Raw genomic sequence first — 24,693 nt, 5'->3', positions numbered from 1 at the left:
TCGCAGACAAACGGCCGCTAAAGGCATGCCGCGCTTGAAAACGAGGCGGCTCCAACCATCTTAAGGGACTTGGAACGAGACGCCACGACGCGAGGAACGGCACGCCTGATGAAGCTTGTAGGTTTTTTCAACAAAGACGGTGGTACCTTCCGGACCACCGATATGGAGGCCTACGAAAAGCGGGCAGAGGCGACCTTCCGGGAAGCGGGACATGACTTCGAGGCTATCGTCTTTTCCGGCAAGGAGATTGTTCCGGCGATGGAGCGCGCTGCCCGGCGCGACGACATCGACGGCATCGTCGCGGGAGGCGGCGACGGCACGATTTCGGCGGCGGCCTCGATCGCCTGGAAGAACGGCGTCGCCCTCGGTGTCGTACCGGCCGGGACCATGAACCTCTTCGCCCGCTCGCTGAAAGTGCCGCTCGATATCTGGCAGGCGCTGGATGTGCTGGCGACCGGCGAGGTCGATCATGTCGACATTGCTAGCGCCAACGGCCGGCCCTTCATCCATCAGTTCTCGGCGGGGCTTCATGCGCGCATGGTGCGCTACCGCAACTCCTTCAGCTATCGCTCCCGCTTCGGCAAGATGCGCGCCAGCGTCCGCGCAGCCATCGGCGTCGTGCTCAATCCGCCTGAATTCGAAGTCGAATTCCAGGCGCTCGGCATGCGCGAGACGCGTCGCGTATCGGCCGTTTCCGTCTCCAACAATCCCTTTGGCCAGAACGCGCTGCTGTATGCCGACAACCTGCGCAGCGGCGAGCTCGGCTTCTACACGGCAAAGCCGCTGAAGCCGATCGGCGTCGCCCGCCTTGCCATCGACATGTTGCGCGGCAAGGTGCGCGAAAACGCCGACGTGATGGTCATGCATCCGGCCGAAGTGCATCTGCATTTCCCGAAGCTGAGGGCAAAGGCCAATTGCGTCATGGACGGCGAGCTTCTGCCACTCGCACGCGACATTTCCATCAAGCTGCATCCCGAAGAGCTTAAGGTGCTGGTCAAGCAGGGTCTTGCCGCGCAGGTCAATGAGGCCGAGCGGCGGGAGCCTGCGGCTTAGTTTCCCTCTTCACGCCACCATCGGCCCAGTCGCATTGGAAGGCGAGCACGGGCTTCGAAAATCCCTTCAACCGCCGGCGCATCGCGTGCGTGAAGATATCGGTGGTGCTGTACTCCCGAAAAATGTTCTCCGACACCAGGATATGGTCGCTTGCGGCGGCTGCGCACAATCGTGCTGCAAGTTGCACCGTGGAGCCGAACAGATCGTTGCTATCCTCGACGGGTTCGCCGCAATCCAATCCGATGCGAACATGAATCGGCTCAGGATTTCCGCGGTTGTAACGTTTGAATTCCTGCTGGATGTTTCTTGCGCAATCGACGGCCGCAGCTATCGAGGCGAACGTCGCCATGATGCCGTCGCCGGTGTGCTTCACCTCGCGGCCTGACCAGTGGTCGAGGCATCTGCGCACAACCGAGTCATGCGCCCTGACCAATTCGGTCGCCATTCGGTCGCCGAGGCGCGTTGTCATCGCGGTCGAGCCGACGATATCGGTGAACAGGATTGCCCGGTGGCCCGAATCCACTTCGCTTGAGACTTGCCCAGGCGCCGGCTCAGGGTCATGAATGCGGCCGAGAAACGCCTCAACCGCCGACAGAGCGACTTCGACAACCTCACCGGCGACGAAGCCATGCGCTTCGCGGTGCACGCATTGAGCGGTTTCCGCGTCGGGCGCGTCCATGAGACAAAATGCGGTTCCACGCCGCTGGTCGAACCAGTAGGTGAGGAACTTGACCCCATACCGGTCCTGAATCTCGAGATCCTTGCGATGTGCCTCGGCAACGTCGGCGGCTGTGGTTCCCGTCAGTTCATGCCGGTCCATGAAGATAGCCATTTGCCGCGCTCCTTTCGGAAGCCTCCGCCTCAGGAAATTTATTCTACGACTTGTACACAGCCCGGTCCACCTTTGAGATGGTTATGGGGCAGGTGTTTGCCGCGCTGCGGCGCGTAACATCAACAGAGGGAGAGTTCTCGCTTTATCGCGTATCTCAGCAAGCTTTAAACCCTCGGCAGATAAGTCCGATAGTCGAAGTCCGAGACTGTGCGCAGATAGGTGACTGCTTCCTTGTGCTTGGTGTCGCCGTAGAGCTTCCGGTAGCGCTCGCCGAAGATGTCGGCGATGAAGGGTGATGCGCGAAAGGCTTCCACCGCCGTCAGGAAATCATGCGTCAGCCGCGTCGCGTTTGCCGGCACATGCGACGGCGTCGTCTCTTCGCCGGGGTCGAGCTCGTTATCGAGGCCGAGCAGCATGCCGCCGAGGATGGCGGCCAGCAGCAAGTAGGGATTGGCGTCCGCGCCGGCGACGCGGTGCTCGATCCGCGCTGCCGGTCCGTTCATGTCCGGGATGCGGATAGCCGTGCCGCGATGGCCGTTGCCCCAAGTGAGATCGATAGGCGCAAAGGAGCCTGGCTGGAAGCGGCGGTAGGAGTTGGCGAAAGGCGCGAAGATCAGCTGCGCTTCGCACATCGTCTTCAGCATCCCAGCGCAGGCGGATTTCAGCTTCGTCGGCTCTCCGCCCCTGGCGTCGAGGATGTTGCGGCCTTCTCTGTCGATGACACTGGCATGCACATGCAGGCCGGAACCGGCGTGTTCGGAATAGGGCTTGGCCATGCAGGTCGATTTGAGGCCATGCTTGCGAGCCGCCTGTTCGGCGATGCGCTTCAGGTAAATGCAGTCGTCGGCCGCCGCCAGTGCATCGGGCCGGTGCAACAGGTTGATCTCGAACTGTCCGGGACCGAACTCGGCCGTTGTCGCCTCCGCAGGCAGGTTCTGCGCCTTGGCATAGGCGCGCACCGTCTGCAGGTAATCGTCGAGCGCATCGACGGCGCTCATGTCGTAGAGCTGGAATCCGTTCGGCTCGCGGCGATAGGTCAGGCTTTTCGGCGGTGAAGGACGGCCGGTATCCCGCCAGTCCTGTTCCATCACGTAGAACTCGAGTTCCGTCGCGACGACCGGTGTGAGGCCGCGTTCGTCGTAGCGCTTCAGCACCGCTGCCAGGATCGCCCGCGGATCCATGAAGCTCGGGCTGCCGTCGAATTCGTGCATCGTCGCCAGCACCTGCATGGAGCCTTCCGGCGCCCAGGGCATCGGCGCAAGGCTGCGCTCGTCAGCTATGCAATTGCCGTCCGGATCGCCGATCGTTAGCGACAGGCCGGTGATGTCGTCATTATCGTCGCCCCAGATGTCGAGCGACTGCGTCGAGGAGGGGAGCCGCACCTCGCCTTCCCGGATCTTCTTCTGAGCGTCCAGTGGCATCTGCTTACCGCGCAAATCGCCATTCATGCCGACGAGCAGGATTTCGATCCGCGGTTCGCCCACCGCAGCTTTGCCGTGCATGATGTCAGCCGTCATGATCTTGAAAATCCCCTCGGACAAGCCCAAGGTCGTAGCTCATTGAGACGGGCCTTTCAATCTCCGCAGGTGTTTTGCAAATCATGTCCGATACTTACCAGCGCTCAAATCTCGCCGCCATTGACGCCGCCCACCATCTGCATCCCTTCTCCGACATGAAGAAGCTGAATGCCGATGGCACGCGCATCATCCAGCGCGGCGAAGGCGTCTATATCTGGGATAACCACGGCAGGAAGTATCTCGACGGTTTTGCAGGCCTGTGGTGCGTTAATGTCGGCTACGGCCGCAAGGAGATCACCGATGCCGTCGCGCGGCAGATGAACGAGCTGCCCTACTACAACACCTTCTTCGGCACCACGAGCACGCCCACGACCCTGCTCGCCGAGAAGGTGACCGCGCATGCCGGCCCGCGCTTCAATCATGTCTTCTTCACCGGCTCCGGATCGGAAGCCAATGATACATGGTTCCGGATGGCGCGCGTCTATTGGAGTGCCGTTGGCAGGCCGTCGAAGAAGATCGTGATTGCCCGCAGGAATGGCTACCACGGTTCGACGGTCGCCGGCGCCAGCCTTGGCGGTATGAAATACATGCATGAACAGGGCGACCTGCCGATCCCCGGCATCGTCCATATCGGTCAGCCTTATTGGTATGGCGAGGGCGGCGACCTTTCGCCTGCGGAATTCGGCCTCAAGGCGGCCCGCGAACTGGAGGCGAAGATCGATGAACTCGGCGAGGAGAATGTCGCCGCCTTTGTTGCGGAGCCGGTGCAGGGTGCGGCGGGTGTCATCATTCCGCCGGAAACCTACTGGCCGGAGATCGGCCGCATCTGCAAGGCGCGCAACGTCCTGCTCGTCACCGACGAAGTCATCTGCGGCTTCGGCCGCCTCGGCGCGTGGTTCGGCCATCAGTATTTCGGCGTCGAGCCGGATCTGGCGCCGATCGCAAAGGGCCTGTCATCGGGCTACCTGCCAATCGGCGGCGTGCTCGTCAGCGATCGCATCGCCAATGTGCTGATCAACGAGGTCGGCGATTTCAATCACGGCTTCACCTATTCCGGCCATCCGGTCTGCGCCGCTGCGGCGCTGGAAAATTTGCGCATCATCGAGGACGAAAAGCTGGTTGACCGCGTTCGCAGCGATATTGGCCCTTACTTCGCCGAAGCCTGGGGCGCGCTCGCCGATCATGACCTCGTCGGCGAAGCGGTCAGCATCGGCCTGATGGGCGCCCTGCAACTCACTGCGGATAAGAAGATGCGCGCCCGCTTCGAAAAGCCCGATGCGGCTGGCGCGCTTGTCCGCAACCACGCGCTTGCGAACGGCCTCGTTCTGCGAGCCACTGGCGACCGCATGCTCGCTTCACCGCCGCTGGTCATCACCCATGAGCAGGTCGATGAAATGGCGCGGATTGCAAAGATTGCGCTGGATGCGGCGTGGAAGGAGCTGAAAACCTAATCCGCCGGGGCGACCCACGCGTAGCCGAAACGATAGGTATCGCCGTTCCGGGCGTAGTAATACGGAACCTCGATCATCGAAATCTCCGGCGCGATGCTGCTGAGTTCTGGCACCGATTTCAGCCATTCGGCCGCTCTGCCGGGCAGGACATTACCTTCCGTAGCACCGAGCGGCCAGACAATGAGAAGCGGGTGTTTTTTCGAGATCGAGACTGCAGGCTTGAACCCTGGATAGTCCGTTGAAATCACGGTCGCCGGAAGAAGGTCCTTCCGCAAATTCCCCGCAAGCAGGCTGCCTTCCGCCAAAACCGCGGCAGGCTCACCCTGTTGCCGGAGTACGGCCGCGAGTTGGGCGTAGGGCATGTTCAAGCGCTCGTAGTCGCCGTTCAGGGTGGCAGCCGCAATGCGTCCGAAGAGAATACCGGGAACGGCAATCATGATTATCGCGAGGATCGGCAAAAGACGGCGCAGAGGATTCGAATACTCGACATGCGATGCCTCGATCTTCAGGCACAGATAAAGCGGGATGATGAAGAAGAGCGGCACCAGCCAGCGGTCCTTGACATGGGCCGCTCCGCCGAAGAGGACGAGAAGCAGGATGCCGAGGATGGAAAAGAGCATCATGCGCTCAAGGAGCCGTGTCCATGCCGATCTGCCGGAGAATGCCGAGAGAAACGGCTTGCCGAATGCGATCACGAAGACAAGTAACGTGACCGCACAAAAGCCAATCACGGCCAGAACGAGCGACCCTGAACCCATGACGACCTGCATGGCATAGCTCGCGTTGCCGCTGTCGGTCAGCTTTTCCAGTGTCCGGGCCGTGGCGAAGCCGAGATTGTCCTTTAGCCAGAAAAGATGCGGCAGGGTGATAAGAAATGCTGTGACCGCGGTCACGACCGTACGCCAGTCGAAGACGCGCTTGCGCATCGGCGGATCGAGCAGTGCCGCCAGAAGCGCCGAGGCTGGTAGCAAGGCGAAGTTATATTTCGACAGCAGGCCGATGCCGATGCCGACGCCCGTCACGAGATACGAGAGCATATCCGGCTTCTTGAGCGACCGGATAAATCCGTAGAGGAAGACTGAGCCGGAGAAGAACACCGCGACCGTATGCGTCAGGTCGCGCTGCATTTCGAATGCGACCTGCGGAAGCGTCAGAAGTCCCAGCGTCGCGATTGCGGCGAGCGTGCTGTTTTTCAGGATCATCCGTGCTGTCAGGCCGTAAAGCAGGTAGGATGTAAAGAGCAGGGCATTCTTGACGACGGCAAGCGAAAGCAGCGAGACGCCGCCGAGCGAAAAGACGGCATATTGCAGCCAGTTGTAGAAAGGCGGCTGGGGTCCATAGCCGGCGGCGAGCCATTGCGAGCGGAAGGCCTGCTCGGCTTCGTCGAGTCCGAGCGTCGGCGGCATGGCCAGGCGGACCGCGATCTGCACGAGAAAATATGCGGCAAGCAGCGCGAAAACCCACCGCATGTCGGTGTCGCGGGCCTTGTCCATGTCCTCGTTCATTTCATTTCCGTTCAAGCCAGGCAAAGCCGAGCGCATAGGTGTCGCCGCTCTTGCCAAAGTGGTAGGGGAGCGCCAGCGAGCCGATCGCGTCGGGTTCCAAGCCGTTTTGCTTCAACCAGGTCGAGATTTCCGGTGGCATCGGCGCTTCTTTCGGATTCGGCCCCCGCCAGGCGACGAGGATCGGCCGCGCGGCCGCAGCGTTCATCGCGATTCCGGGGTTTGGAAAGCCGGATATTATCACGGGCACGTCCGGCAGTTGGAGCCTGAGATTGCCGCCGACATAGCGATCGCTCGCAATGATGAGGGCGGGAGGCTGCCTGTTGTCCGTCATCGCCTTGGCGAAATCAGCGAAGGGAACGTTCAGCTTCGTGTAGGAACCGATGAACTCCGCCCCGATTACCCTTGCCGCAAGCGCGATCAGCACGAGTGCCATCAGCACGGGAACGACGTTGAGAAAACGCTTGAGCCCAAGCGAGAGATCGGCGCCTGCCACTTCGAGCTTGCGGAAGATGTAAATGGGCAGAATGAGCAGGAACGGATCGAGCCAGCGTTCGCGGATATGGGTTGCGCCGGTCACGAGGATCACCGCGACGACCGCGATCAGGCTGATGACTATCATGCGCTCCATCAGTCTTGTCCAGCAATCGCCCGCCGAAAGTGCATGGATGAAATCGCGCCGGAAGGCAGCGGCGAAAATCGCGATCGGCAGGGCCGCGAAAGCAATGATTGCAATAAGAAGGGAGAGTAGGCCCTTACCTGCCGGGAACAGGTCGCTCGCCTCGCGGCTATCGATCATCTTGCTTAGCGTGCCGTGGGAAGCCAGCTCGACGTTGCCGTAAAGCCAGTGGAGATGCGGCAATGTGATTGCCAGCGCAATCGCAAACGCCGGCAGAATCCGCCAGTCGAGGAGACGCTGCCGCCATTCCCGATCCGGGATCACAGCCGCCACCGCGATGAGCGGCATCAGTGCGAAATTGTATTTCGCGATGATGCCAACCCCGGTTGCGATGCCGAGAATGAGATAGCTGAGGAGACTCGGGCGCTCCAGCGTCCGGAAGAAGCCGAAGAGGAACAGCGAAGTGGCGAAAAGTAGCGCCACCGTATGAGTCAGGTCCTGCTGCGCCATGTAAGAGACCTGCGGAAGCGTAATCAGCGCGAGCATCGCCGCAGCCTGTAGCGTGCGGTCCTTCAGCATCTCGCGCGCGGCAAAACCGTAAAAGAGGTAACATAGAAAGAGCAGGACGTTTTTCGGAATGCTCAGCGCCCAGATCGACGGTCCGGCAACGGCATCGACGGCATACTGCATCCAATTGTAGAACGGCGGTTGTGGACCGTAGCCTGCCAGCAGATATTGCGCGTAGAAGGTCTGCTCCGCCTCGTCGAGCTCCAGCGAGTGGGGCAGGGCGGCGCGCAGTAGGATGTTCAGCAGGAAATAGCCGGCAAGCAGCATGCTCGCGCTGCCAATCGTGCCGCAGAACCGTTGCATCAGCGGGTCGCCCCGCCGCCTGTCAAACGTCGCTTCCATCGAAAATCTGCCGGACGATGTAATTCGGCGAGGCGTCGTCGCGATAGTAGGTGCGGGCGATCATCTCCGCCAAAATACCGGTGGTGATTAATTGCACGGACGACAGCAGCAGGACGACGCCGACCATGAGCATTGGACGGGTTCCGATATCGTTTCCGAGAATGAACTTGTCGAAGAACAGGTAAAGCAGGATCAGCGCCGCGAGCGCGCCGAGGCCGAGGCCGAGCGAGCCGAAGAAATGGCCGGGCCGCGCCTTGTAGCGCATGAAAAACATGACCGACAAAAGGTCGAGGATCACGCGGAAGGTCCGCGAGATGCCGTATTTCGACTGACCGTGCTGGCGGGCGTGATGACTGACGGCCATTTCGCCGATGCGCGAGCTCGGGACGACGCCGGCAACCCAGGCGGGGATGAAGCGGTGCATTTCGCCCATCAGCTTCACCTGCCTGATGATCGAGGCGCGGTAGATCTTCAGGCTGCAGCCGTAGTCGTGCAGCTTCACGCCGGTGATACGGCCTATCAGGTAATTGGCGCACCAGGACGGGATCTTTCGCAGCAGCAGAGCGTCCTTGCGGTTCTTGCGCCAGCCGACCAGGAGATCGAGTTCGCGGCGCTCGAGTTCGGAAACCATCGACGGAATGTCTTTCGGGTCGTTCTGCAGGTCGCCGTCCATCGTTGCGATCAGCCGGCCCCGCGCCGTGTCGATGCCGGCCTGCATCGCGGCAGTCTGGCCGAAGTTGCGCTGCAACTCCACGATCCTGAGCGCCAGCCCTTCACGGCCGAGATACTTGCGGGCATTGACGAGTGTGGCATCCGTGCTGCCGTCATCGACCAGGATAAGCTCCCACCGGCAAGCGTATGTCACCATCGCATCGCATATCCGTTCGACAAGCGGGCCGACGCTTTCTTCCTCGTTGAAAACCGGCACCACAAGCGAAAGTTCGAGCGATTGGTCTAGATCATTTGCGCTTCGAAGCGACTCTGACGTTGTCTGCAACTCTTATTGCTCCTAAAAGGCCGTAACGGCCAGTCGAGCGGCGTTTTGGCCGCTGAAGTCAGGAAGCCTAGTACATGAACTCTCCGGTTGGCGCTAGCCGACAATCCTGGTTAGCGCGCAATCGCATGACGCTGCTGACGGTCGTAATCGTCGCAGCCTATGCGCTTTTCATCGAGTGGTTCTGGGGATGGTCGGCCATCATCGCCCAGTGGGCCACCGTCGGCGCGATACCGATCCTTGTGGCGCTTTCCTTGTTGACCAGCACCTACTTCCTGCGGACGTGGCGCATTCTCGATTACTTCCCGCGGGAGACGGCAGGCCAGTTCCGCACGCTTTTCCGGGTGACGCAGATTCATAACCTGCTCAATATCATGCTGCCGTTCCGCACCGGCGAGACGAGCTTTCCGGTTCTCATGCGCGCGGAATTCGGCATTCCGCTGACGCGGGCAACCTCCGCTCTTCTGGTCATGCGCCTGCTCGATCTGCACGCGCTGCTCGCCGCAGCTGGCATCGGATTTGCGGCAGCCGCTCCGAACGCCCTTCTGGCCTGGCTTTTGTGGGCCGCATTCCTGCTTTTGCCGGTCGCGGCTTTCGTGATCCGCAGGCCGCTGCTTCGCTTCGGCTTCAGACTTTTTCCCGCCAAGGCGCAGGGCTTCCTGTCGGAAATCGAAATCGGCCTGCCCGCAAATGCCAGAGCCTTCGCACGCGCCTGGGCCATGACGGCGGTGAACTGGCTGGTGAAGGTCGTCGTGCTCGCCTGGGCGCTCAGCCTCATGGGAATTTCGCCGCTGACGGCGAGTTTCGGCGGTGCGCTCGGCGGCGAGCTTTCCTCAGTACTGCCCGTCCATGCGCCGGGCGGCGTTGGCACTTATCCGGCAGGCATTACGGCAGGCGCCGTTGCCCTGGGCGCATCGACCGGCAAGGCGGCGCTCGATGGGCTTGCTCAGGCAAGCATCAATGCGCATCTGCTGATCATCGTTTCCGCTCTGACGGGAACCGCGATCTCATTGCCGCTCGGACGCCGCCGTCAGTTCTGATATCCGCTTGCGCAGAAAAGCCTGCTCTGGCCCTTGCTGACAGAGGGACAGCGCGCGTTCATAGGCAGCGATCGCCTCTGCCCGGCGGCCGAGCTGGCGCAGGAAATCGGCGCGTGCGGCATGCGCAAGGTGGTAGCTGCCGAGTTTCCCGGATGCCAGGATGCCGTCGACGATCTCAAGGCCTCTTTGCGGCCCCTCCGACATTGCGATAGCAACCGCCCGGTTGAGCTCCGCGATCGGCGAGGGCTGTGCCGTAGTCAACAGGTCGTAATAGGCGGCGATGCGCGGCCAATCCGTGGCCTCCGGCGTCTCGGCCTTAGCATGTTCGGCGGCAATAGCGGCCTGGACGGTGTAGAGACCGACTTCGCTGGGCTCCATCGCCCGCCGCAGCAGGTCCAGGCCTTCCTCTATCTTCCTGCGATCCCAGGCTGACCGGTCCTGCTCGGCAAGTAGGATCAGGCCGCCATCCTCAGTGCGCCGCGCCCGCCCGCGGGAATCCTGCAGCAGCATTAGCGAAAGCAGTCCCTCAACATCGGGGTGCGGCAGCAGGCCTTCCACCAGCCGCGCCAGCCGGATCGCCTCGGCCGTCAGGTCCGTTCGGACCACTTCCGTGCCCGAAGACGCTGAATAGCCTTCGTTGAAGACGAGATAGATGACGTGCAGCACGCGGTCGAGCCGCTCGGGCAGTTCGTCGAGGTCGGGAACTTCATACGGGATGCGCTCCGTCCGTACCTTGCTTTTCGCCCGCACGATCCGCTGTGCCACGGTCGGTGCCGGAACGAGGAATGCATGGGCGATCTCCTCGGTCGTCAGCCCGCAGACTTCACGCAGCGCCATCGCCATCTGCGCATCCGACGGAATGGCCGGATGGCAGCAGGTGAAGATTAGCCGCAGCATGTCGTCGCCAATAAGCTCCATGTCGCCGATCTCCGTCGTATCGGCCTCGCCGTAAAAACTGTCCTCGATATCCTGCAGTGACGCATCGAAGCGCCTGCGTCGCCGGATATGGTCTATCGCCTTGTGGCGGCCCGTGGAAACGAGCCATGAAAACGGGTTGGCGGGAACACCGTCGCGCGGCCATGTGCGAGCCGCCGCCGCAAAGGCGTCGTGCAGCGCTTCCTCCGCCCGGTCGAAATCACCGAGCAGGCGGATGAGCGTTGCCAGAACCCTGCGCGATTGCGACCGGTATATGTCCTCGATCAGTTTCTCCAAGCGCTACTCCGGTAAAGTCAGTATCCGCACCGGCCTGAGTTCCACGGCGCCGACACGCGCGGAGGGGATGCGTGCCACAATCTCCTTCGCCGCTTGATCGTCCCGTGCTTCGATGACGTAGAAACCTGCAAGATGCTCCTTGGTTTCGACATAAGGGCCGTCGGTCGCCTGCAGCATGTTGTTGCGGACTCGCAGCACGGTCGCTTTCTCCGGCATCTCCAGCGCATCGGAGTGGATCATGATGCCCTCGCGGCTCAGCTCTTCATCGAAGCTGAAATGCGCCTTGACGGGCTCTCCTTCGGCGTCAGCGTACCGTCGATGTCGGCGGGATTATAGATCAGGCAGAGATAGCGCATTGAGCTATCTCCCGTCCGTGATCGAATAGGCGGGGCGTATTTCGACCGAAGCGTATTTCAGGATCGGGAAGGTCGAGACGATGGACTTCGCTTCCTCCATATCCCTGGCTTCGAGCAAGACGAAGCCGCCGAGGTGTTCCTTGATTTCGGCAAATGGACCATCCGTGGCGACTGTCGCTCCCTTCCGGATTCGCAGCGTGACGGCTGACGCCGGCTCGCGCAGCGCAAGTGCTTCCTGAAGGAAACCGCGCTCCTGCCAGAGGTCGTCGCTGGCGATGCACTCCTGCGTCAGTGCATCCCATTCCTCCTGCGGAACCAGCTTGCTTTTCTCGGTATCGAACCAGAACTGGCAAAGAAACTTCATGGATGCCTCCTCAGCCGAACGTGTAGATGGGGCGAACTTCGATGCTGCCGAGCTTTGCCAGCGGAATGCCGGCGGCAACGCGTATGGCATCGTTCAGGTCTTTCGCGTCAATGAGGATGAAGCCGCCGAGTTGTTCCTTCGTTTCGGCATAGGGGCCGTCGGTCACCGACATCTCGCCATTGCGAACGCGAACGGTCACGGCACTCTTCGGCGATTGCAGCGCCTCGGCCCGGATCATGTGACCGCTGGCGACGAGGTCCTCGTCATAAGCGAGCGAATCCTTGTCGAGCCTCGTCTTCTCCCCTTCGCTCATGCGCTCGAGCACAGACGGCTCGAACCAGACCTGGCACAGATATTTCATGGCTACTTCCTCCCGGCTTCCTGTCACAGCCTGTAGACGAAGAGACTAGACGCAATTCGACAGCAAAGAAAAAAATCTTTGTTCAGGCCTGAATGTCGAAATCGCCGTCGCGGATTCGACAAAGCTCCATCGATAACCTCGAAGGAGTGAAGGACATGGGAGTTTTGGAAGTCGCCATTGCAAGTTTCATCTGGGCGCGGCGCAACGAGCAGGCTCGCGAAGAATTTTACGAGACAGATATCCGTTCGTTTTTTGCGCGGCTCGTGGTTGCTTTCGCGATATTTGCGGCAGTCATCGCCGGCCTGCAAGTTGCGGACTCACGCGATGCCGATCCGCAGATGGTTGCGGATCGCACAAAGTTGGAGACGGCGAGGTAAGACCTTACTGGAAGGCAGTCTCGAAGAAGCTGCGCAGCTTGCGCGAATGCAGTGCTTCCGGCGGCATTGCCGCGAGCTTCTGGATGGCGCGGATGCCGATCTGCAGGTGCTGGTTGACCTGCGTTCGGTAGAAGGCCGTCGCCATGCCCGGCAGCTTCAGCTCGCCATGCAGCGGCTTGTCGGAAACGCAAAGCAGCGTTCCATAAGGCACGCGGAAGCGGAAGCCGTTGGCGGCTATCGTTGCCGATTCCATGTCGAGTGCGATGGCGCGCGCTTGCGACAGCCGCTTCACCGGGCCGCGCTGGTCGCGCAGTTCCCAGTTGCGGTTGTCGATTGTGCCGACGGTGCCGGTGCGCATGATGCGCTTCAGCTCGAAACCTTGGTAGCCGGTGATTTCGGCGACGGCCGCTTCCAGCGCCACCTGCACTTCGGCAAGTGCGGGGATCGGCACCCAGACCGGCAGGTCGTCGTCGAGAACATGGTCCTCGCGCATATAGGCGTGCGCCAGCACGTAGTCGCCGAGCCGCTGGCTGTTGCGTAAGCCGGCGCAGTGGCCGAGCATCAGCCAGGCATGCGGGCGCAGCACGGCCACGTGGTCGGTGATCGTCTTGGCGTTGGAGGGGCCGACGCCAATATTGATCATGGTGATCCCGCCATGGCCCTTCTTCTTGAGGTGATAGGCCGGCATCTGGGGCAGGCGGGGGGGCGTGGCATCGGTTTCCGGCTGGCTCGATCCGGCGTGTGTGATGATGTTGCCCGGCTCGACGAAGGCTGTGTAGCCGTCCTCGCCGCCGCCCTTGGCGATCGTCTCGCGCGCCCAGGCGCAGAACTCATCCATGTAGAACTGGTAGTTCGTGAAGAGCACGAAGTTCTGGAAGTGCTGCGCGCTCGTTGCCGTGTAGTGGGCAAGCCGGGCCAGCGAATAATCGATGCGCTGCGCCGTGAAAGCCGCAAGCGGCGAGGGTTCGCCCGGCGGCGGGATATATTCGCCGTTGGCGATCTCGTCGTCGGTCGTGTTTAGGTCCGGCGTGTCGAAGAGATCGCGCATCGGGATGTCAATGAAGGTCGAGGCGGAGGCTTCGACATGCGCGCCTTCGCCGAAGGCGAAATGCAGCGGGATCGGCGTCGAGGATTCGGACACGACGATTGGAACGTTGTGGCTCCTCATCAAGAGCGCCAACTGCTCCTTCAGGTAATGGCGGAAAAGCTTCGGCCGGGTGACCGTTGTCGTATAGACGCCCGGCGCCGTCACATGCCCGTAGGACAGGCGGGAGTCGACATGGCCGAAGCTAGTCGTTTCGATACTGACCTGAGGGTAGAAGGCGCGGTAGCGCGAGGTGATCGGCGCGCCCTTGGCAAGCTCCGAAAAACTGTCGATCAGGAAGGTGGTATTGCGTTCGTAAAGCGCGGTTAGCGCGTCGACCGCCTGTGCCGGATCATCGAAGCTTTGCGGTTCAAAGGCAGGCGGCGAGGAAATATCAAGAGGTAATGGAGAGATTCTTTTGCTCATGGCGCATTATAGATTGCCCTTACTAACAAGCAAGCGACGCGCCTGCAGCCCGCCGGGGAATATTTTAGCGCATACCGGTGCAGAAGGGGCTGGTCACGTTGAGGCACGTGTAGTTCGCGCCAAAATGCGACTGCGCGCCGCCCCCGCCGCCGCGCACGACGGCTGCGGAAAATGTGATCGCGAAAACCGCCGCGAACAGCGTGATGACGGTGAAGCGTCTTGCCAGAATAAGCACGTCCATGTTCCTTGGGCCGAGATGCGTCTTATCGTTGAGATAAGTCTTGCCACACCCCGGCTGAACGGGTGCTGAGGTCCCGGTTCATTTGGCGTTCACAATGGTTGACGGCTTGAAGGCGGCGCCCTGCCACTTATGTGTTGAGTCCCGCAAAGGAGATTTTGATGACGGCACCGATCGAACTTTATTACTGGCCGACCCCGAACGGCTTTAAGATCAGCATCATGCTCGAGGAACTCGGCGTTCCCTACGAGGTGAAGTACATCAACATTGGCAAGGGTGAGCAGTTCGCGCCGCACTTCCTGAAGATCGCGCCGAACAACCGCATGCCGGCGATCATCGACCCGGACGGCCCCGGCGGCGAGCCTATCTCGGTCTTCGAATCCGGCGCCATCCTCCAATATCTCGGCCGCAAATACGGCAAGTTCTATCCCACGGACGAGCGGATGCGCGTGCAGGTGGAAGAATGGCTCTTCTGGCAGGTCGGCGGCCTCGGCCCGATGGCCGGCCAGGCTCACCACTTCCGCAGCTATGCGCCGGAGAAGATCGAATACGGCATCAACCGCTATACCAACGAAGTGAACCGCCTCTACGGCGTCATGAACAGGCGGCTGGAAGGGCGGGACTATCTCGCCGGCGAATACTCGATCGCCGACATGGCCTCAATCGGCTGGGTCATCCCCTATGAACGCCAGGGCCAGGACCTCAACGAGTTTCCGAACCTCAAGGCCTGGTTCGAGCGCATGCACCGGCGCCCGGCGGTTCTAAGGGGAATCGAAGTCGGCAAGGAAGAGCGCGAACGCCAGGCGAATATTGCTGACGACAAGGAAGCGCAGAAGATCCTCTTCAACCAGCGCGCCCGCTGATATGCGAAAGCCCGAGGGCTGAAAGCGACGGTCACTCGAAGCATGGTGCTGAGGGCGGCCGTCGCTGCTGAAGGTATTTCGGCGCGGGTGGAGGATTGGTTTTGCAATGTTCAAAAGTCAGACACACAAGTGTCGCTTTAATCGGGGGATTCTGCGACAGCTTGACGAATCGGCACTTGCCCGACAATTTTGTTCTGGCGTGGCCTGCGCCTAACCTCCCAGACCTTCCCCAGCATGGTCTTGAACGGAGGCAAAGGGACTTCTGTCTCGGGTCGCTGTCTTGGTCCGATCGTTTCGGGTGGGTTGCTGGGGAACTGCGTCCGGGACGTGAAAGGCCTGACAATGACGCAAAACGGAAATCTCAAACGCCGTGTACGTGCTCGCGCGGCCAAAACCGGCGAATCATACACCGCAGCTCTCCAACATATTCGCCAGCCGCCAGGCAAGCCCGCTATCCATTCAATGCGGATCGCTGTAGCGCAAACATCACTGTTCAACGATCCCCGTGACATTCCGGCGCTTCATGCCAGCGCGGCAGAAATGCGTCGCCTCATGGAGGAAGCTCATAAAGCCGGGGCTCGCCTGTTACATTTCCCGGAAGGCACGACCTGCTGGCCACATAAACGGATCATGTCCGAAACCGGACCTAGAGAAATCGGGCCTTCCGACTGGACGCGCTTCGAATGGGGCGCTTTGCGCGAGGAACTGGAAGCGACCAGAAGACTTGCGAACGAGCTTAAGCTTTGGACGATATTCGGTTCCGTCCATCAACTCACCTCGCCGCACCGGCCGCATAACAGCCTTTATGTCGTCTCCGACCGTGGGGAGCTGGTGACGCGCTACGATGAGCGCCTGCTATCGAACACGAAAATCTCGTTCATGTACTCGCCAGGGAAGATCCCAGTGACTTTTGAGGTGGATGGCTTCCGTTTCGGCTGCGCGATCGGCATGGAAGCGCACTATCCCGAGATATTCATCGAATACGAGAAACTTAATGTCGATTGCGTCCTTTTCTCGACAGCAGGAGACAGCCCTTCTAATGCTCCGGCATTTGCCGCTGAGGTATTGGGGCATGCGGCAAGCAATATTTACTGGGTCAGCTATGCCAACCTTGCACCCCAGAGCACGGCCGTTCCCTCGGGAATTGCCGCTCCAGATGGTCAGTGGGCAGCACAATGCCCTAAGAACGGTATGCCCGCTATTGCTGTCGCTGACATCGAAATTGATCCGGAAAATCTTGCAAGGCCATGGCGGCGACGGGTCCGGACCGATCTTTACACGCCTCATCAGGTAAACGGTGATCCGAGGAGCGACGGCAAAAACCTATTCTAAATGATCTCCGACCGTTTCGGGGCCGACTGGGTCCCCTGACACCACGATGTTGTCGTGGGTTCCTGACATTCGTGCCAAACTCGTTGTCAGTAAATTCCAAGGAAAATGTCCGTCGCAAAAAAATCAGCGCAAGGTCGACTTTGCGACGGACTGGGCGTCTTAAAGCCGCGTCCAGCTCTGCGACTTGCAGAGCACCTTGAGCACGCAGCCCTTCATCGTCAGCGAATTGCCGGTAACGCTTCCCGAGCCGCTGTAGGTCTTGTCGTTTTTCGGGTCGGTGATCTCGCCATTATAAGTGCCGCCGGTGCCGGCAAGCGTTCCGATCTTCTTGCCGGCGAATTTGCCGGTCTTCAGCGTGACGCAGTAGCTGCCACCGCAAGAAGCGATTTGGGCGGTTTCGCCCGAGTCCGTCTTCCAACTGCCAACGATGGGCTCCTCCGCATAAGCAAGGCTGGCCGAAAGCGCCATTGCGCTGGCAAGAATAAGTGTGCGGATCATCTTTTCCTCCCTGATGTCCTGAGCGCGGCGAAAATAACTGACGCGAACGTAAAGGTGAATATCCGCGTCGGTGAAAATCGCCGATTTCCAGCGTGCTTTTGCGCCGGATTTTTCCATTTCTCTTTTTGCAGGCTGATTTTGTGGTGAACGAAAGGTTGATTTTCAAATATGAATCTTTCGTAAAATTGTGCGAAAAGTCCTTAATGCGCAGGGACTCCGATGTTTAACAAAAACCCAATTTTACCAAGTGTTTGCACTTTGTTTGTCTCAAATTAATCATGCATTTTAGGCGTTTTTTGAAAGCGTGCCGGCATAGTGGAGCCATCAAACGAGCGGGCAAACCCGCCACACCGACGGGACCGAAAGCTGCGATAGACGGCACGGCGCGGAAGGTAAAACAGGGCAAGTCGATAACAGGCTAAACAGGGATTAAACCGATGGCACGCTTTGAAATGCACAATGCTGAAATGGCCACCATGGGTGGCGACAACAACGCCGATATCTTCTGCGAAATGGGCCTGATGTATGCAACGGGCCGCGGCTGCGACGTCGATCTCGTCGCCGCCCACAAGTGGCTGAACATCGCCGCGATCAAGGGCAATGACCGTGCTGCCGAGCTTCGCGCCGATGTCGCCGCCACGATGGACAAGATGCAGCTCGCCGCGGCACTCCGCGCCGCCCGCGAGTGGATGACGGTCCACTGAGACCGTCTCCGGCACGAAGGAATAATCGAGAGAAATAACAACCTCAAAACGAGGGGCTGGCGGGCGCTTTGGACAAAGCCTGAGCCGGGAGAACGGAAACCGCGACCGGCAGAAACAAGGCCGGCGCGGTTTTTCCGTTTAGAGCCAAGAGAACGCTTCAATCTAACCCAGCGAGCGGAGAACCTGGGGCAGGGCGTCCTCGAAGCGGGTCATATCCCGCTCCGGCCCGACGCTGACGCGGACGCAGCGGTTGAGCGGCGCGACCCCCGGCATGCGGATGAAGACGCCATGTTGCATCAGTCCTTCGACGATCGAGCGAGCATAGGCACCGTCGCGTCCGGCATCGATCGCGACGAAGTTGGTGGCGGACGGCAGCGGCGACAGCTGGTTGGCGCGGGCGATTGCGGCGATGCGCTCGCGCGCGGCATGAATATTGCCCACGACCTCAACAAGATAGGTTTGATCCTTGAGCGCGGCGCGTGCTGCCGCTGTCGCCAACCGGTTCATGCCGAAGTGGTTCCTGATCTTGTCGAAGGCCAGAGCCGTGCCGGGCGTCGAGATTGCATAGCCGACCCGGGCTCCTGCTAAGCCATAGGCCTTGGAAAAGGTCCGGGTGCGGACAACGTTCGGCAGGCCGATCAGTGCCTCGATCGAGGGAAGCGAGCCGGCAGGGCCGGTTTCGCTATAGGCCTCATCGAGCACCAGCAGGCAGGTTTCGGGAAGGGCGCGGGCGAAGGCGATGATTTTGTCCGCATCCCACCAGCTACCCATCGGATTGTCCGGGTTGGCGAAGTAGACGAGCGGTGCGTTCTCGCGCTTCACCGCATCGAGCAGGCCGGAGAGGTCCTCGCGGTCGTTGGCGTAGGGCACCGTCACCAGCCGCCCGCCGAAGCCAGCGACATGGAAGTTGAACGTCGGGTAACCGCCGAGCGACGTGACGACCGGCATTCCCGGCTCGATCACCATGCGGGCGATCTGGCCGAGCAGTTCGTCGATGCCGCCGCCGATCGCGATGTTAGCAGCCGTCACGCCGAGATGGGCGGCCAGCGCCTCGCGGAGATCGAAGTTTTCCGGATCGTTGTATTTCCAGATGTCGCCCGCCTGCTCGCGCATCGCGGCAAGCACGGAGGGCGCGGGGCCGAAGCCGTTTTCATTGGCGCCGATGCGGGCCTCGACCTTGAGGCCGCGCTGGCGCTCGATGGCCTCGGGACCGACAAAGGGAACGGTGGAAGGAAGGGCGCTGACCAGTGGCGTGAAGCGCGAAAAGGCGGACATCGAAATGCAGATTCCCGGGATGATGAAAAATCGCGCCAACAATAGGCGCTGGCATCCTCAAGGCAAGGAAGATTATTTCATAGCGCGCGGACTGACTTACGGTCTGCTTTCGATGCGCGTCGAGCGGCGCGCTTCCATTGCCTCTATGTTGCCGGCCATGAAATCGGCGCGCACGACGCGTCGAAGGATTTCAGGATCCATGACGTTGATGAAGCGGACGCCGATGCGCTCGTTGTTGCGGTAGACCTCCGCGCAACCGATGCGATAGGCAAGGCCGAGAATGTTGAGATAGTAGTGTTTTGGCAGCCCGGCCGTCGACGAGACGACGAAGGTGGCACCGCCGCGGGAAATATCGAGGATTTCAGCGCTTCGAAGCGAGATACCTGTCAGGCATGGACGGACGGCGACGATGCGGGCCGGGCGCTGCACATTGAACTGCTCCCAGCGTACGTCGTAGACTTCCGATCTGACCGTAGCAAGGTGCGTTGCTCGGAGCATGGACATGACGCGGCTCTCCCTAGGCCAGCTCATCCTGGCCCTGTTGTCGCATAGCGTCACATGAATGCTTTTCGCATTCGTCAAACGGATCGGGACAATTTTAATGAAAGCTAATTTTGTTTTTAGGCGCACAAGCCTGATTTCGCGAGTTCAGGTATCGGATCACCTCTCCGAATCGATTTATGCGTGGACCCTCCGAACTCTTTCAATTACTGTACGTTTTGCCTCTGTCGATGAAGCGTTTCGCTTCGAATAATCCATCAAGAGGAAACGAAAATGGCTGACATCAAAGTGCCGTGGGAATCATGGGTTGTGGTCTGTGATGGTGCGAAGGCTTTGATCATGCGCAATGCAGGCAATGCGCTTCTCATGAACCTGCAGGTGTATGAAACGCTGAGCCAACCCAGCGAGCCCACCCGCGAACTCGGCTCCGATAAGCCGGGACGGGCCCACGCTCCGGACGGCACGAGCGGCAGCGCCATGGAGCAAACGGACTGGCAGGCGCAGGCGGAAGCAGATTTTCTGAGGCAGATCGCTGCGAAGCTGGATAAGCTGGTCCGTGAAAAAAACGCTCGCCGCATCATCCTGGTGGCGCCGCCCAAGGCGCTCGGTACTTTGAGGCCGAACCTGAGCGCCGAAGCGCTGGCAGCTATCTCGGCGGAAGTCCCCAAGGATTATACCAACATGCCGGTCGATGAGATCGAGCGCCGCCTGGTTGCCTGATCGGTCCACCGGAAGAAGAGCGTGTACAAGGGCTCGCGCTCTTCTCACCCGCCGCTGTTCCGTCCCGCGAACAAATCCTCATTCTCGCCGAATAGCGCTGCCAGTCTGTCGATGACTGCGCGCACCTCCGGCCGCTGGCGTTCGTCGTCATGCGCGGTGATCCACATGTCATAGGTGAGCGGCTCGATGATCGGTCCGGCGCGTGTCAGGCTGGGCTCCGCATCGCCTATGAAGCACGGAAGCACGCCGCGCCCGGCGCCGCCGCGGATCAGGTGGAAAAGCATGTGTGGCGTATTCGTCCAGCCGGTAATCCAGGAGTCCGGCTGCTCGAAGGTCCATTTGTCCGCCGGCGTGATGGCGCTGTCGGTGCCGAGCGAAATCCAATTGCGGTTGTCATTATCGAAGCTTGCCGCCTGGTAGGCGGCGTGCGCGACCGTCACTGATCGCCGGATTGCGATATTGCCGTTTTCCGGGCGGCTGTGCCGGATGGCGATATGCGCTTCGCGATAGGTGAAATCGATATTCACATCGCAGGTCTTGTAGCACATGCGGAACCGGTCTTTCGGCGTCCAGATTCTTGCCAGGTGGTCGGCGATGAAACGCGACGTCCAGCTGTCGGCCGCCGTCGAAACGATCGGCAGGGTTAGCACCTCGCCGCGCCAGTCGGAGATCGATTGCGCGGCCTCCTGCATCAGGCGCACGCGCTCCAGAAGCGCCGTGCCGTCCTTTGCCAGCAGATAGCCGGTCGGACCGCGTGTGAAAAGCGCGCGGCCCGTGGCGCGCTCCAGCGCCAGCATGCGCCGGCCGATCGTCGGCGGGCTGAGGCCGGTCTTTGCCGCAGCTGCCGACAGTCCGCCGGCGGTCGCCACGTGGAAGAAGAGTTGCAGATCGTCCCAGTTCGCGTCTTTCATTTCTGAAAACCCCCTTTCTTCCGCAAGCTCTACATTCGGCGACGGCGAAGGCTTAGTTCAAGTGCTCCAACAGATAGATGGAGAACCTGACAATGCTTCTCAACTGGGTAGCTCTCTGGAACGGGCTGGAGACAAGAAACAGAAGCGGCCGCCACGACCCTTTCGCAGACCCGCTCGACGGGCCGGATTGGGACGGCCTGCGGTGGCTCCTGCCGTTGATCGTGTGGTTTGCCGCGCGCGACAGCGCCCGCCGTCCCGACCGTAAGGCGAAGCGCGTCAGACGTCCGCTTCGAAGCTCAGGCGCAGCACATGGTGCAGGAATTCCGCATTGATCAGCATGTTGAAGCTGATCGTCACGAGCTCGCCTTCCCGCTTGACGACCGTCGAGCCGATCTCGTCGCGGATGCCGAGAATTTCGAGGAAGAAGTGGTTCGGAACCTCGATCGTCGGGCTCACTTCGAGGACGGCGCCGGCGAGATTGATGGTGCGGATCAGGCAGCGGACCTGCGTGCCGGTGCTGAGGTGATGGCCGACGAAAATGATCTTGCCGGGCCGGTCGAGCGAGAAATCCCGGTAGGATTTCTCCTGCTTGTTATTGTCGTCGTTGAGGTGCGTCTGAAAGGCCATATTAGCCTCCACTCGTTGTCCGATTGAAAGGTAACGCAAGAATGCTGACAGGTATTGAACAGGATCAATAGAATTTGAGCCTTATGCGTGGCTGGACAAGAAATCCCTTGATTTTCAGCGATCGGTGGAGGCAGGACGGTCCATTCTGGGGCGTTCTTGACAGGACGAGCGGCGTCGCCCATATCAGGCGCTGGTTCGAGGCGCCGGCCGCTCGCGGATGAAAGTCCATGGTGAAGTCCTCGAAGTTCACATCGCAGCCAATTGGTGCATGCTGACTGACGGCAATGCGAGCTCCCCTTTGCAGTCGAAATGGCATGCCTTCCGAAAGGCTGAACACATGACGACCTATCTTCCCATCGATGAACTGAAGGCGCAGGCAAAGCGGCTTCGCCAGGCGATGGAAACGCGCGGTAGCGCGATTTCGCACAGCGCCGCACTCGAACTCGTTGCCCAGCAGCATGGCGTGCGTGACTGGAACACACTCTCGGCTCTCGCAACGAAACCGAACGCCGATCCCATCACAGCGCTCTCCGTCGGCTCGCACGTGCGCGGCCGCTACCTGAACCAGCCGTTTACCGGCAAGATTCTGGCACTCGCAGAGACCGGCGGCGGGCTTCACAAGATCACAATCCATTTCGATGAACCGGTGGATGTCGTGACCTTCGAGAGCTTTTCCGCCTTCCGCCAGCGCATCAACGCGCAGGTTGACACGAACGGCGTCTCGCCGCGCAAGACATCGAACGGCCGGCCGCATCTGGCGCTCGATATCTAGCCCGGAAAGGCTCTAGCTGCCGGAGAGGTCTAGCTCTTGCCGGTCGCCGCTGTGGTTGCAGCGGCGTCGGCCTCCTTCAGCGCTGCGCCGCATTCTTCGCAGCAGACCTCGACGATCTTGCCGCCGAGTTTGACGCTAATGGCTCCGGGACCGAGTTCGCAGTCGCAGGCAGCGCATGTGGTCTTCTTCATCTGATGATCCTCCGGTTGATCGTCCCCTGATCGGGACGGGACCATAAGATCGCAGTGAACCACCTGCGCGGCTTTCGCGCTGTCAGATTATTTAGCGATCGAACGCGGCGCTAGGCCTTCAGCAGCCATTCGTGCTCGGGTGCGTTGTAGAATTTCCAGATGCGCTTCGGACCGGCCATGACGTTGAGATAGTAGAGGTCGTAGCCATGCGTCGCGGCGCAGGGGTGATAGCCCTTGGGAACGAGCGTCACGTCGCCGTCTTCCAGCACCATCACCTCGTCCAGCGACCGGTCGTCGGTGTAGACGCGCTGGAAGCCGAAGCCCTGCGGCGGGTTCAGGCGATGATAATAGGTCTCTTCGAGGAAGCTTTCGTGAGGCAGGTTGTCCTGGTCGTGCTTGTGCGGCGGATAGGAAGAGGTATGGCCTCCGGGCGTGATGACTTCGACGACCAGCAGCGAATGCGCCGAGCCGTCGTCCTCCGGCATGATATTGTTGACGTAGCGGACATTCGTGCCCTTGCCGCGTGTGAGCGACGGATGCGTGCCGGGCGGAATCGCCTTGGCTTGGTAAGTGCCGCCGCCGGGAGCGGAGCAGACAGCGAGCTCCAGATCGGTCTCGGCCGTCACCGACCAGGTTGATTCCATCGGGATATAGATCGCATGCGGCGCCCCCTCGAACGGGCTCATGCGCTCGCCGAGCGTACCGAAATCCTTCGTGCCGGCCGTCGCCTTGCCCTTGCCGCTTACCCAGACGAGGCAGATCTCGCGGTCGCCGGTCTCGCCGGACGCTGTTTCGCCCGGCTTCAGCCGGTGGAGGTCGAAGCCGACATAGGTCCAGCCGGCGCTTTCCGGCGTGACATGGATGACGCGGCCGCTCGTGCCGGACGGCTTCACCTTGAGGTTTGGCATGGTGTGTCTCCTCGTGCGTTAGTGGGGGCGGCCCCCTCATCCGGCTGCCGCCACCTTCTCCTCGACGGGAGAAGGGATGTGCCGCGCTGCGTCTTGCTCCGAAGACCCGGTAGGTCTCCCGTTACCCCTTGGGAAAACCTTCCGTTTCCACCGTGTAACCCGCAGCCGTCATGACGCGCATCAATTCAGCATGGCCGATCTCGGCCATCTTCTGCGGGGGCGCTTTACGCGGGTCCTGTTCGGCCTCGACCACGAACCAGCCTTCATAGCCGTAATCGGCGAGCCGCTGGACGATGGCGCCGAAATCGAGCGAGCCGTCGCCAGGCACGGTGAAGGCGCCAAGCGCCACCGCGTCGAGGAAGGACTGCCGGCTGCGGTCCAGTCCATCCACGACAGGTCTGCGGATGTCTTTGACGTGAACATGGTTGATACGGGCGTGGTGGTTGTCGACAGCGCGCAGCACGTCGCCGCCGGCAAAGGCCAGATGCCCGGCATCGAGCAGCAGCGGAATGCCTTCGCCGGAATTGTGCATGAAGGCGTCGAGCTCCGGCTCGGTTTCGACCACGGCGGCCATGTGATGGTGATAGGAGAGCGGCATGCCCTGGTCGGCACACCATTCCCCGAACTCGGTGACGCGGCGCGCATAGGCCTTCATCTCGTCATCGGAGAGGCGCGGCTTGGTCGCGAGTGGCTTGGAGCGGTCGCCCTGTATGGAGCGGCCGACCTCGCCATAGACGATGCAGGGCGCATTGACCGCTTTGAACAACTCGATCATCGGGGTGATGCGGTCTTTGTTCGCGGCAAGTTCCTCGTCGACTAGCGTGCCTGAGAACCAGCCGCCACACAGCGTCACGTCGGCGGCGCGCAGGATGGGCAGCATCACCTGCGGGTCTTCGGGGAAACGGCGGCCCTTTTCCATGCCGGTAAAGCCCGCGCTGCGCGACTGCCGCAGGCATTCCTCGAGGGACACATCGTCGCTGAGCTCAGGAAGATCGTCGTTCCACCAGGCGATGGGCGACATGCCAAGTTTGGCCTTCATCAATAGTCTCCTTAAAG

The 24,693-nt window shown here is 60.8% G+C and carries 27 protein-coding genes and 1 pseudogene; 9 read left to right on the top strand and 19 right to left on the bottom strand.

The annotated features are described in order from the left end of the window. Positions 1–108 precede the first annotated feature (108 nt). Complete coding sequence (locus BN1800_RS09265) at positions 109–1,053, top strand: diacylglycerol/lipid kinase family protein (protein ID WP_086996665.1); 945 nt, start codon at positions 109–111, stop codon at positions 1,051–1,053. Here the strand turns inward: BN1800_RS09265 and BN1800_RS09260 are convergent. Next, positions 1,019–1,885 carry a nickel-binding protein gene (locus tag BN1800_RS09260; protein WP_051336413.1) on the bottom strand — a complete coding sequence of 289 codons (867 nt, stop codon included), beginning with the start codon at positions 1,883–1,885 and terminating at the stop codon, positions 1,019–1,021. The genes BN1800_RS09265 and BN1800_RS09260 overlap by 35 nt on opposite strands. 164 nt (positions 1,886–2,049) lie before the next feature. Beyond that, positions 2,050–3,402 (bottom strand): glutamine synthetase family protein, encoded by a 1,353-nt coding sequence (locus BN1800_RS09255; protein ID WP_086996750.1) that lies wholly within the window; start codon positions 3,400–3,402, stop codon positions 2,050–2,052. A gap of 83 nt (positions 3,403–3,485) precedes the next feature. Here BN1800_RS09255 and BN1800_RS09250 point away from each other — a divergent pair, with 83 nt between their 5' ends. After that, positions 3,486–4,853 (top strand): aspartate aminotransferase family protein, encoded by a 1,368-nt coding sequence (locus tag BN1800_RS09250; protein WP_086996662.1) that lies wholly within the window; start codon positions 3,486–3,488, stop codon positions 4,851–4,853. On the opposite strand, the gene BN1800_RS09245 is transcribed toward BN1800_RS09250, so the two are convergent. From BN1800_RS09245 to BN1800_RS09235, 3 genes are read right to left on the bottom strand one after another with little or no spacing between them, the layout of a single operon-like run. Further along, entirely contained in the window at positions 4,850–6,346 is a 1,497-nt protein-coding gene (locus BN1800_RS09245) for a glycosyltransferase family 39 protein (protein ID WP_086996747.1), read from the bottom strand. The genes BN1800_RS09250 and BN1800_RS09245 overlap by 4 nt on opposite strands. Before the next feature lie 13 nt (positions 6,347–6,359). After that, complete coding sequence (locus BN1800_RS09240; protein WP_086996744.1) at positions 6,360–7,847, bottom strand: glycosyltransferase family 39 protein; 1,488 nt, start codon at positions 7,845–7,847, stop codon at positions 6,360–6,362. A 19-nt stretch (positions 7,848–7,866) separates the two neighbouring features. Beyond that, complete coding sequence (locus BN1800_RS09235; protein WP_086996659.1) at positions 7,867–8,880, bottom strand: glycosyltransferase family 2 protein; 1,014 nt, start codon at positions 8,878–8,880, stop codon at positions 7,867–7,869. Positions 8,881–8,954: 74 nt separating this feature from the next. Here BN1800_RS09235 and BN1800_RS09230 point away from each other — a divergent pair, with 74 nt between their 5' ends. After that, positions 8,955–9,917, top strand: a complete 963-nt coding sequence (locus tag BN1800_RS09230) for a lysylphosphatidylglycerol synthase domain-containing protein (RefSeq protein ID WP_086996656.1) — start codon at positions 8,955–8,957, stop codon at positions 9,915–9,917. Here the strand turns inward: BN1800_RS09230 and BN1800_RS09225 are convergent. The 4 genes and pseudogenes from BN1800_RS09225 to BN1800_RS09210 form a co-directional block, all read right to left on the bottom strand. Next, entirely contained in the window at positions 9,885–11,129 is a 1,245-nt protein-coding gene (locus tag BN1800_RS09225; protein ID WP_027507467.1) for an RNA polymerase sigma factor, read from the bottom strand. The two genes, BN1800_RS09230 and BN1800_RS09225, sit on opposite strands and share 33 nt — an antisense overlap. A 3-nt stretch (positions 11,130–11,132) precedes the next feature. Then, positions 11,133–11,485, bottom strand: a pseudogene (locus BN1800_RS09220) (YciI family protein). A gap of 4 nt (positions 11,486–11,489) precedes the next feature. Further along, the gene (locus BN1800_RS09215) at positions 11,490–11,849 is read right to left on the bottom strand and encodes a YciI family protein (protein WP_086996654.1); all 360 of its coding nucleotides are present in this window, start codon (positions 11,847–11,849) and stop codon (positions 11,490–11,492) included. Positions 11,850–11,859: 10 nt separating this feature from the next. Further along, the gene (locus BN1800_RS09210) at positions 11,860–12,210 is read right to left on the bottom strand and encodes a YciI family protein (protein ID WP_086996651.1); all 351 of its coding nucleotides are present in this window, start codon (positions 12,208–12,210) and stop codon (positions 11,860–11,862) included. A gap of 155 nt (positions 12,211–12,365) precedes the next feature. On the opposite strand from BN1800_RS09210, the gene BN1800_RS09205 reads away from it, so the two are divergent. Further along, positions 12,366–12,587, top strand: a complete 222-nt coding sequence (locus BN1800_RS09205) for a hypothetical protein (RefSeq protein ID WP_027507463.1) — start codon at positions 12,366–12,368, stop codon at positions 12,585–12,587. Positions 12,588–12,591: 4 nt separating this feature from the next. Here BN1800_RS09205 and BN1800_RS09200 read toward each other — a convergent pair whose 3' ends face one another. Together BN1800_RS09200 and BN1800_RS41345 are read right to left on the bottom strand one after the other, a co-directional pair. Then, positions 12,592–14,097 carry an AMP nucleosidase gene (locus BN1800_RS09200; RefSeq protein ID WP_027507462.1) on the bottom strand — a complete coding sequence of 502 codons (1,506 nt, stop codon included), beginning with the start codon at positions 14,095–14,097 and terminating at the stop codon, positions 12,592–12,594. Positions 14,098–14,161: 64 nt separating this feature from the next. Beyond that, entirely contained in the window at positions 14,162–14,332 is a 171-nt protein-coding gene (locus tag BN1800_RS41345; protein ID WP_165928101.1) for a hypothetical protein, read from the bottom strand. Between the two features lie 164 nt (positions 14,333–14,496). Between BN1800_RS41345 and BN1800_RS09195 the strand changes: the two genes are divergently transcribed. Together BN1800_RS09195 and BN1800_RS09190 are read left to right on the top strand one after the other, a co-directional pair. Continuing rightward, positions 14,497–15,198: a glutathione S-transferase N-terminal domain-containing protein gene (locus BN1800_RS09195; RefSeq protein ID WP_027507461.1), complete on the top strand. Its 702-nt coding sequence runs from the start codon at positions 14,497–14,499 to the stop codon at positions 15,196–15,198. A gap of 342 nt (positions 15,199–15,540) precedes the next feature. Next, positions 15,541–16,530: a carbon-nitrogen hydrolase family protein gene (locus tag BN1800_RS09190; protein WP_086996646.1), complete on the top strand. Its 990-nt coding sequence runs from the start codon at positions 15,541–15,543 to the stop codon at positions 16,528–16,530. A 159-nt stretch (positions 16,531–16,689) separates the two neighbouring features. Here the strand turns inward: BN1800_RS09190 and BN1800_RS09185 are convergent, their stop codons facing one another. Next, positions 16,690–17,028 carry a DUF2147 domain-containing protein gene (locus BN1800_RS09185; RefSeq protein ID WP_086996741.1) on the bottom strand — a complete coding sequence of 113 codons (339 nt, stop codon included), beginning with the start codon at positions 17,026–17,028 and terminating at the stop codon, positions 16,690–16,692. Positions 17,029–17,465: 437 nt separating this feature from the next. Here BN1800_RS09185 and BN1800_RS09180 point away from each other — a divergent pair, with 437 nt between their 5' ends. Beyond that, complete coding sequence (locus tag BN1800_RS09180; protein WP_022714612.1) at positions 17,466–17,732, top strand: sel1 repeat family protein; 267 nt, start codon at positions 17,466–17,468, stop codon at positions 17,730–17,732. A 162-nt stretch (positions 17,733–17,894) separates the two neighbouring features. Here BN1800_RS09180 and BN1800_RS09175 read toward each other — a convergent pair whose 3' ends face one another. Further along, positions 17,895–19,007 carry a pyridoxal phosphate-dependent aminotransferase gene (locus BN1800_RS09175; RefSeq protein ID WP_086996738.1) on the bottom strand — a complete coding sequence of 371 codons (1,113 nt, stop codon included), beginning with the start codon at positions 19,005–19,007 and terminating at the stop codon, positions 17,895–17,897. A 96-nt stretch (positions 19,008–19,103) separates the two neighbouring features. After that, complete coding sequence (locus BN1800_RS09170; RefSeq protein WP_027507457.1) at positions 19,104–19,511, bottom strand: hypothetical protein; 408 nt, start codon at positions 19,509–19,511, stop codon at positions 19,104–19,106. Between the two features lie 270 nt (positions 19,512–19,781). On the opposite strand from BN1800_RS09170, the gene BN1800_RS09165 reads away from it, so the two are divergent. Then, entirely contained in the window at positions 19,782–20,228 is a 447-nt protein-coding gene (locus BN1800_RS09165) for a baeRF12 domain-containing protein (protein ID WP_027507456.1), read from the top strand. Positions 20,229–20,272: 44 nt separating this feature from the next. Here the strand turns inward: BN1800_RS09165 and BN1800_RS09160 are convergent, their stop codons facing one another. Together BN1800_RS09160 and BN1800_RS09150 are read right to left on the bottom strand one after the other, a co-directional pair. Further along, complete coding sequence (locus BN1800_RS09160; protein WP_086996643.1) at positions 20,273–21,139, bottom strand: LysR family transcriptional regulator; 867 nt, start codon at positions 21,137–21,139, stop codon at positions 20,273–20,275. A gap of 276 nt (positions 21,140–21,415) precedes the next feature. Further along, a complete protein-coding gene (locus tag BN1800_RS09150; protein WP_086996637.1) occupies positions 21,416–21,766 on the bottom strand; it encodes a hypothetical protein in 351 nt (116 codons plus the stop codon). A gap of 337 nt (positions 21,767–22,103) precedes the next feature. On the opposite strand from BN1800_RS09150, the gene BN1800_RS09140 reads away from it, so the two are divergent. Next, positions 22,104–22,538 (top strand): glyoxalase superfamily protein, encoded by a 435-nt coding sequence (locus BN1800_RS09140; protein ID WP_027507452.1) that lies wholly within the window; start codon positions 22,104–22,106, stop codon positions 22,536–22,538. Between the two features lie 29 nt (positions 22,539–22,567). Here the strand turns inward: BN1800_RS09140 and BN1800_RS41340 are convergent, their stop codons facing one another. From BN1800_RS41340 to iolE, 3 genes are all read right to left on the bottom strand, one after another. Beyond that, a complete protein-coding gene (locus tag BN1800_RS41340) occupies positions 22,568–22,729 on the bottom strand; it encodes a hypothetical protein (protein ID WP_167333877.1) in 162 nt (53 codons plus the stop codon). Positions 22,730–22,839: 110 nt separating this feature from the next. Continuing rightward, a complete protein-coding gene (iolB, locus tag BN1800_RS09135; RefSeq protein WP_027507451.1) occupies positions 22,840–23,637 on the bottom strand; it encodes a 5-deoxy-glucuronate isomerase in 798 nt (265 codons plus the stop codon). Positions 23,638–23,758: 121 nt separating this feature from the next. Further along, positions 23,759–24,676, bottom strand: a complete 918-nt coding sequence (gene iolE, locus BN1800_RS09130) for a myo-inosose-2 dehydratase (RefSeq protein ID WP_027507450.1) — start codon at positions 24,674–24,676, stop codon at positions 23,759–23,761. Positions 24,677–24,693 lie beyond the last annotated feature (17 nt).

Source organism: Rhizobium sullae, from assembly GCF_900169785.1.
In the GTDB taxonomy this organism is placed as follows: Bacteria; Pseudomonadota; Alphaproteobacteria; order Rhizobiales; family Rhizobiaceae; genus Rhizobium; species Rhizobium sullae.
The sequence above is the reverse complement of the archived record's forward strand: the minus strand, read 5'-3'. Positions and strand labels throughout refer to the sequence as shown.